The sequence below is a fragment of the Robertmurraya sp. DFI.2.37 genome (genome assembly GCF_029211245.1).
Taxonomy (GTDB): domain Bacteria; phylum Bacillota; class Bacilli; order Bacillales; family Cytobacillaceae; genus Robertmurraya; species Robertmurraya methanolica_A.
Window position 1 is genome coordinate 147,394 of the sequence record NZ_JARGEJ010000006.1, and the last position, 6,201, is coordinate 153,594.

The 6,201-nt window shown below is 34.8% G+C and carries 14 protein-coding genes; 2 read left to right on the forward strand and 12 right to left on the reverse strand.

All coding sequences use genetic code 11. The annotated features are described in order from the left end of the window. Positions 1 to 6: 6 nt before the first annotated feature. The 11 genes from PZE06_RS05500 to PZE06_RS05550 all read right to left on the reverse strand — a co-directional run bounded on the left by PZE06_RS05500 (position 7) and on the right by PZE06_RS05550 (position 5,311). Positions 7 to 435, reverse strand: a complete 429-nt coding sequence (locus PZE06_RS05500; protein ID WP_225310607.1) for a DUF1064 domain-containing protein — start codon at positions 433 to 435, stop codon at positions 7 to 9. Next, a complete protein-coding gene (locus PZE06_RS05505) occupies positions 428 to 550 on the reverse strand; it encodes a BH0509 family protein (RefSeq protein ID WP_150948192.1) in 123 nt (40 codons plus the stop codon). Before PZE06_RS05505 ends, PZE06_RS05500 begins: the two co-directional genes overlap by 8 nt. Beyond that, positions 550 to 1,071: a dUTP diphosphatase gene (locus tag PZE06_RS05510; protein WP_150948190.1), complete on the reverse strand. Its 522-nt coding sequence runs from the start codon at positions 1,069 to 1,071 to the stop codon at positions 550 to 552. Before PZE06_RS05510 ends, PZE06_RS05505 begins: the two co-directional genes overlap by 1 nt. A gap of 68 nt (positions 1,072 to 1,139) precedes the next feature. Then, positions 1,140 to 1,550, reverse strand: coding sequence for a single-stranded DNA-binding protein (gene ssb, locus PZE06_RS05515; RefSeq protein ID WP_150948187.1), 411 nt, complete (start codon positions 1,548 to 1,550; stop codon positions 1,140 to 1,142). Positions 1,551 to 1,620: 70 nt separating this feature from the next. After that, complete coding sequence (locus PZE06_RS05520) at positions 1,621 to 1,992, reverse strand: HNH endonuclease (RefSeq protein WP_225310606.1); 372 nt, start codon at positions 1,990 to 1,992, stop codon at positions 1,621 to 1,623. A 29-nt stretch (positions 1,993 to 2,021) separates the two neighbouring features. Continuing rightward, positions 2,022 to 3,182: a sigma-70 family RNA polymerase sigma factor gene (locus PZE06_RS05525; RefSeq protein ID WP_150948181.1), complete on the reverse strand. Its 1,161-nt coding sequence runs from the start codon at positions 3,180 to 3,182 to the stop codon at positions 2,022 to 2,024. Positions 3,183 to 3,185: 3 nt separating this feature from the next. Then, entirely contained in the window at positions 3,186 to 3,512 is a 327-nt protein-coding gene (locus PZE06_RS05530) for a hypothetical protein (protein ID WP_150948178.1), read from the reverse strand. After that, positions 3,512 to 3,796 carry a hypothetical protein gene (locus PZE06_RS05535; protein ID WP_150948175.1) on the reverse strand — a complete coding sequence of 95 codons (285 nt, stop codon included), beginning with the start codon at positions 3,794 to 3,796 and terminating at the stop codon, positions 3,512 to 3,514. Before PZE06_RS05535 ends, PZE06_RS05530 begins: the two co-directional genes overlap by 1 nt. Continuing rightward, positions 3,789 to 4,301, reverse strand: a complete 513-nt coding sequence (locus tag PZE06_RS05540) for a replicative helicase loader/inhibitor (protein WP_137744569.1) — start codon at positions 4,299 to 4,301, stop codon at positions 3,789 to 3,791. Before PZE06_RS05540 ends, PZE06_RS05535 begins: the two co-directional genes overlap by 8 nt. Further along, positions 4,279 to 5,040, reverse strand: coding sequence for a helix-turn-helix domain-containing protein (locus PZE06_RS05545; RefSeq protein WP_150948172.1), 762 nt, complete (start codon positions 5,038 to 5,040; stop codon positions 4,279 to 4,281). The genes PZE06_RS05540 and PZE06_RS05545 overlap by 23 nt, the downstream gene beginning before the upstream one ends. 124 nt (positions 5,041 to 5,164) lie before the next feature. Further along, positions 5,165 to 5,311, reverse strand: coding sequence for a toxin-antitoxin system HicB family antitoxin (locus tag PZE06_RS05550; protein ID WP_191963543.1), 147 nt, complete (start codon positions 5,309 to 5,311; stop codon positions 5,165 to 5,167). A gap of 122 nt (positions 5,312 to 5,433) precedes the next feature. On the opposite strand from PZE06_RS05550, the gene PZE06_RS05555 reads away from it, so the two are divergent. Further along, positions 5,434 to 5,595: an Arc family DNA-binding protein gene (locus tag PZE06_RS05555; protein WP_150948166.1), complete on the forward strand. Its 162-nt coding sequence runs from the start codon at positions 5,434 to 5,436 to the stop codon at positions 5,593 to 5,595. Positions 5,596 to 5,635: 40 nt separating this feature from the next. Next, positions 5,636 to 5,830, forward strand: a complete 195-nt coding sequence (locus tag PZE06_RS05560) for a hypothetical protein (RefSeq protein ID WP_137744574.1) — start codon at positions 5,636 to 5,638, stop codon at positions 5,828 to 5,830. A gap of 21 nt (positions 5,831 to 5,851) precedes the next feature. Here the strand turns inward: PZE06_RS05560 and PZE06_RS05565 are convergent, their stop codons facing one another. Next, the gene (locus PZE06_RS05565) at positions 5,852 to 6,061 is read right to left on the reverse strand and encodes a hypothetical protein (protein ID WP_137744575.1); all 210 of its coding nucleotides are present in this window, start codon (positions 6,059 to 6,061) and stop codon (positions 5,852 to 5,854) included. Positions 6,062 to 6,201: the final 140 nt, after the last annotated feature.

Below are 6,201 nucleotides of genomic sequence, written 5' to 3' on the forward strand. Positions count from 1 at the left end.
AGCTCCTTAAACATATTTCCACCCTGTTTTGGTTTTTTTTACAACCAGTAATTCATGTTTGAATTTATTTTCGAACATTTTTCGAACTAAAGGGAATCGTTCATTAGCAAATCCTTTTACATCAATTACAGCAATTTCCCCATCCTTATACCATACTTCAAAATCAGCCTTATATGTCCATGCTTGGCGTGTTCTTACACCGGTTCCTCCACAAGTTTTACACTTAATCATTTTTCCTGTTTTTGGAGATTTAACTTTTCCCATGTAACAACGGCCACAACTAATTTCAAATGGTTCTAATAGGGTGAACTGAGGTTGTAGATAAATCGCTTCGACATCATTACGATTTTTTAAATACATATAGAATTCTGCTTCTGTTAAACTATCAAACTCGATATTGTCAATAACTACTTTTCTTGAAGCGATTTTACCCACGTTCCACACGCTCCTGATAAATTTTCTCTAGTTCTTTCTTGCTCAATCCCCTTAAATACTCTTCGCTAAATCTTGTCCATAACAAGATAACAGTGATTAATTCTTCTTTATTCATCAGTAACCCACGTCCTGTCTATGATGATTCACCTTGTTCTTTTCGTAATAGGCTTGTTCGATTTCTTCCCAAGTAAAGCCGAGCATTTCGCCCAAACCAAAGTACAATTGAATTAAATTTCTGTAATTATGCAACGAACGATCTAATCTATCCTGAGCAAACAAATCCGTTGTAGCTCTGTATAAGTAAATAAATTGTTTTTCTACACTGTCACAAATAAATACAGCGTATTTAAAATCGTTTAATTCATACTCGAGCCCTAATTCAAGAATAAAATGGAGCCCGTCCACATACTCTTCCAGAAGTGGGTTTTTATTAACTATTGGATATGCATGAGGGTCTTGAACCTTTGTTCTCGGCTCTTGGTTCTTACTCCAAAACTTAAACCCTCGCCATTCATTCGCACATTCTCCCAGCTCCACCATTAGAGCAAGGATTAGCTTTTCAAATCTATCTTCACCTTCGTATTTGATTCGGTTTCTGAATATCTTTTGAGTTTCAAAGAGTTTACTTAGATTCATGTTTCTTTCTCCTTCCATTTGTAATAGTTGTTGTTTGGTTGCATCCTCAAAGTACATATTGCTCACCTTTAGAAGGGAAGATCTGAATCATCGATATCTATATTTCCACCACTAGCAAATGGGCCGGCAGAATGATTATTTTTATTGTTTTGTTGTTGACCATTCTTCGGTTCCAAAAACTGAACGGATTCCGCAACCACTTCTGTCACGTATCTTCTTCCGTTGTCAGTGTCATATGACCTCGTTTGGATTCTTCCTGTTAACCCAATTTGAGAACCTTTCTTTGTGAAATTTGCAGTGTTTTCGGCAGCACGACCCCAGATGACAATATTTATAAAATCAGTTTCTTGCTCTCCGTTGGCATTTTTAAAACTTCTGTTTACTGCTATCGTTCCAGTAGCTACCCCTTTACCTGACGGAGTAAAGCGAAGCTCCACATCCTTTGTTAGACGTCCAACTAATGTCACGTTATTAATCATTTATCATTACCTCCGAAACAAATGTTCTCTTGTTAAATATCATATTTGACTTATAATTTATAATGGTGTTTTATTGTCTTTTTTCCTCTTCAAGCATAAAACTCTCGTATGTTTCATCCTCTGTGTCCGGTATAAGACCTTCTTTATACAATGAATACTTATCTTTCCAAAAGTTTGAACCGAATCGCTCTGATCGCATATCCCTGATTAAATCAGCAAATTCTCTTTGTCTATGCGCTTTCTTGTGGCACTTATCGCATAATGGAGCCAAGTTTCTCCAATTGCCACTACCGAAATGACTTCTAAAGACAATGTGATGCGCTTCAATTGGAGTACGACCACACATCACGCAAAACTCTCCAAACTCATCAATCATCCGATTGTACTCTTTATCCGTAATTTTGGTTCGTACCTTTTTAGTAGGAGTAGTTCTTCTTTTCAACTGCTTACTCTTTGGATATGGACTGAACTCTATGCCCATAAAGCAACAAGCTTTCTCAAGACTCTGTTTTCTTCTTCGTACTTTTCAAGTGTTTTCCCTAAGTCTGATATCCGTTTCTTTTGATTTTCGATTGTATAACTATTGAGACAAACTTGTTTTTGCAATTCTTCTCTTTCTTCCACAACCGAATTAAGTTCATATTCCACATCATCACAAGCAGAACCTATCCCCTCCAACTCCTTTATTTTCGCTTCGAGTTTAGAAATCAGAGTATCTTTCTCCGTTCCCTCTATTTCCTTTTTTTCGAGTTTTTCTTTCAACTGTTTAATTAATAAATGTAATTCATTTTCTTTATCACTTGTTTTTATCTTTACTTCTGGTTGTGATTGCTTCCAAGTTTTTTTGTAATTGTACAGAGTAGCAAGTGAAATACTGAATTTCTCGCATATTTCTTTATCTTTAAGACCTTGAGATTTTAAGTCTAAATAATTTTTTTCAGTAATATTTGCTTTCTTCACAACCAATTCCCCTTTCTCAAAATCCAAATATTTTTGTTGAATATTTTTTAATAATCTTGAAACTTGAACTTGACTAACACCTATTTCCTGTCCAATTTCACTTTGTGTTTTACCTGACATAACACCATTAACAATAGTTTTTAATTTTTCATCATCCAGTACATTAAAAAATTCCTCCACATACACACTCGAAAAATCATCTTCGGATGGAACTAAATCTTCAATAGTCGTTTGTTTTCCTTCATCATCACCTGTAGGCTTGTTTAAAGAGACTGCATACGAATTTCGTTTGAATCCCAATACATCTTTCGCTAATTCTTCAGTTACACCAAATAAATCACAAATTTCTTCAACAGATTCATCACCATTTAATTTATTGGCTATTTCCTTTATTTTTCTTGGATATTTTGCCCCAGGATTAATATCTCTTAAAAACCTTTGAATATTACCTTGTATCATTGGAACAGCATAAGTAGAGAATTTAACTCCATAAGATTCATCGAACCTCTCAATTGCTTTCAAAAGACCAATCATACCCTCACTCACCAAGTCATCATAATCGATGTTTAACATTTTTCCTCTCTTGATGTATCTCTTTACAACGTAGTGAACAAGTCTTTCGTTTTCCTTTACTAGTTCTTCAACTGTTGGTACTTGTTCGGCTACTAACATGTCTTACTCCTTCCCAGTACCATCAAGCTCCAATATTTCAAGAACTGTTTTGATGTACTCTTTAAGTTCTCCCACACTTTCTTGATGAGTCGCAGCTTTTAACAGTTTTATTACATCTGATTTCCGATCCATTTCACATTGCAAATATTTCAGCGCATCTGACAACTCTTCTATGGTCATACTTATCCAGTTATAGTTGTAACTGGGATGAAGTGGTTCTTGGTACTTATCCATACCGAAATCGTCTTGTTTGTAGGATACTTTTTTAAGATTACGAAGCATTTTGTCACTAATATTATGGCGAAGATCATTTTCAAAATTTATATTCATTACCATATCCTCCAATCTCTTGGTTTTATTTTCCCTCTATAAATCCTATCTAAAGACTGTAAAAATACTGCGATTTCTGAACGGTTCAATTCTCGAGCCATTTCTTTAATTGGCTTACCTTCATTCCATAAATTATCGAACTTCTCTATCTCGGAAGGACACCAAAACCAATCAGTGTCCTCGATTTCTTCTAGTGATGTATAAATAATATTTCTTCGATTACGCAGGTAGTAATTCTCCATCCGTGCCTTGTTCTGCTTTTCGAAAGTTATTTCACTACTCAATTAGCTTCATCCCTTCTGAAACCCCTTCAATAAGATTTCTTATATCAATAGGCAAAGCTTTTAATTCAGTTGCTCGTTTACTTTGGATTTCCCACGCTTTTCTAAATTGCGCCCTCAAGATTTCTGGTTCTTCACTCAAACACAGTTCACGCCAAGTGAATCTCTTAACCATTTCTCGTACATCTTCAGGCAGAGACTCCATCGCTTCTTTTTGTCGATAAAATCCATACTTCCGAATAGCTTGTCCTATTAATCCCCATGCTTCCATTGCGTCTAGGGTTCTCGGTTGTGTTATTTGTGCTGCAGCTTCTCTTATGTCAGCAATAGTTGGAAAAAACCGTGATGTAGACAATACTTTAATTACTGCTTTTTCAGCTACTTCATACGAAAGGTCAGACAATGACTTTTCCCATAATATAGCTGTTGGTGTCATCTCTTTATTTTGCATATTAGGAAAATTTGCTGTTGCTATTCCTAGTAAATTAATAATCTCTTTGCGGTTCATCCTCACACGCCCAATCTTGTAAACTTTGATATGCTCTCGGTACGTGATTCTCAACAGGTTTACTTCTCTTCACTGATTCTTCCTTAGCCCTCATTGCTAACTGGTCAAATTTGTCTCTAAGCTTGGACACAGACAAGATATTCGATTTCCAAAAAGAATCATTTTGCACCCAATCCATTAAATAACTAATCTGCTTTTCTGTTCTGTTATCTCTCTCTATCATCAACCTAACATCATTAGCCCAATTCTGTAGGTTCGGTTTTTTAAAATCTGGATTGTTTGCTAAGATGTTTTCAAATAATCTTAAGGCGAGTTGATAGTGAATGCTGTCCTTGTCGTAAACTTGTTTGCGACGAGAAGGTTTATATTCTTTTGTATTATTCAATGTATTATTAATAACTGTATTATTATCTTTAACCTTTTCTTCCATAGGGGTATGGAACTTTTCTTCCGTAGGGTATGGAACAATTCGTAAATACCTATGGAAGATTTCTTTACTACCCTCTTTGAACTGAATTTCAGAAGATACATATCCTTTTTGAATTAACTGGTTAATCCATTTGGATATTGATTTCTTACTGACACCATACAATTCAGAAAAGTAATTATTTGTAGCCCAGCAAAATCCTTTTTCATTACACAATGCTGTGATTTCTCCATAAAGTAACTTAGCATTAGGAGTTAAATCTTTATCATATCGGACATTTGCAGGGATAATAGCGAAGTAATTTTTCTGCATCTTTTCACCCTCCCAATTCCGAACACACGTTCCCTGTGGTCAAAATGAAAAATAAGGTATATAATTGACCGCAGGGAATATACTAATAAAAACGAACGTTTCCTTGAGTCTGATGTTGCGAGCATCAGACTTTTTCTTTTAATTCCTTGTGTAGAACCATAACAATATAAGCGTTTTGCGTAAGCCCCAGTTCTTTCGCCTCCTTTTCTACCTTTTTACAAATATCCGAATTTAGACGCAAAGTGAACCTCTTCTTGTCATTGTTTGTCATCTTAGTGACGTCACCTCCATAAGATAATATTACCATTTTTCGTTTATGACGTCAATTGTCTTTACAAGTCATTAATTATGTTTTATAATGGTGTCAAAAAGACAATGAAAGGAGTCATAAACATGACCAAAAACGAACAAAAACGTTTTACTTTAAGAATGGATGAAGAACTTTTTGAAATTATAAAAGAACGAGCAGAAAAGAATAAGCGTTCAATTGCAAAAGAAATTGAATTTTTACTTGATAAGCATCTTAAAGAAGATAAAGAAAACGACAAATCTTAATAACGTATTACGTAATTTTAAAAATAAAGGAGAATACACTATGGCCCATATTCGAAAAGATTCATCTAAACCAACTACTACAATATCGTTGACACCTATTTTGTTAGAAAAAATTGAGGATTATCGTTTCAGTAAACGAAAAGATAACCGTTCTCAAGCAATTGCTGAATTAATCATAAAAGGATTAAAGTATGAGCAAATAATCGAGAGAAAGAAAGCCCGGATGCTATCTTAGAGTGGATAGCATCCTTTCTATTTAACTGGGTCTAACTTGTAATCCACTTGGATATAGACAACCCATTTCATTTAATAACTCATTATCATCACACGGACCAGCTACTGCCTGAACTTCTCCCTGACAGAATGGACAAGACATTTTTATTTCTTTTTCCTTTGTCTGTATTTGAGTTACCATTTCACTTTCGCATTGCATACACGCATATTTCATTAATGGTTTTTTTCTCATTTACTTCACTCCATCTATCTTTTGTTTACTTAATCAAGTTCTTGAATATTGTTAATCGCTCCGGCTAAATCTTGATTGGTTTTAGTAAGTGTTTCGACGAGATTCTCTAGACGTTCTATATCCTGCTGCTGTTGCTCAAC

Excerpts from the sequence above, each read along its gene's own strand:
- PZE06_RS05505 (WP_150948192.1), bottom strand. The coding sequence starts at position 550 with ATGAATAAAGAAGAATTAATCACTGTTATCTTGTTATGGACAAGATTT.
- PZE06_RS05510 (WP_150948190.1), bottom strand. The coding sequence starts at position 1,071 with ATGAATCTAAGTAAACTCTTTGAAACTCAAAAGATATTCAGAAACCGA.
- ssb (WP_150948187.1), bottom strand. The coding sequence starts at position 1,550 with ATGATTAATAACGTGACATTAGTTGGACGTCTAACAAAGGATGTGGAG.
- PZE06_RS05525 (WP_150948181.1), bottom strand. The coding sequence starts at position 3,182 with ATGTTAGTAGCCGAACAAGTACCAACAGTTGAAGAACTAGTAAAGGAA.
- PZE06_RS05530 (WP_150948178.1), bottom strand. The coding sequence starts at position 3,512 with ATGAATATAAATTTTGAAAATGATCTTCGCCATAATATTAGTGACAAA.
- PZE06_RS05540 (WP_137744569.1), bottom strand. The coding sequence starts at position 4,301 with ATGAACCGCAAAGAGATTATTAATTTACTAGGAATAGCAACAGCAAAT.
- PZE06_RS05545 (WP_150948172.1), bottom strand. The coding sequence starts at position 5,040 with ATGCAGAAAAATTACTTCGCTATTATCCCTGCAAATGTCCGATATGAT.
- PZE06_RS05550 (WP_191963543.1), bottom strand. The coding sequence starts at position 5,311 with ATGACAAACAATGACAAGAAGAGGTTCACTTTGCGTCTAAATTCGGAT.
- PZE06_RS05555 (WP_150948166.1), top strand. The coding sequence starts at position 5,434 with ATGACCAAAAACGAACAAAAACGTTTTACTTTAAGAATGGATGAAGAA.
- PZE06_RS05560 (WP_137744574.1), top strand. The coding sequence starts at position 5,636 with ATGGCCCATATTCGAAAAGATTCATCTAAACCAACTACTACAATATCG.
- PZE06_RS05565 (WP_137744575.1), bottom strand. The coding sequence starts at position 6,061 with ATGAGAAAAAAACCATTAATGAAATATGCGTGTATGCAATGCGAAAGT.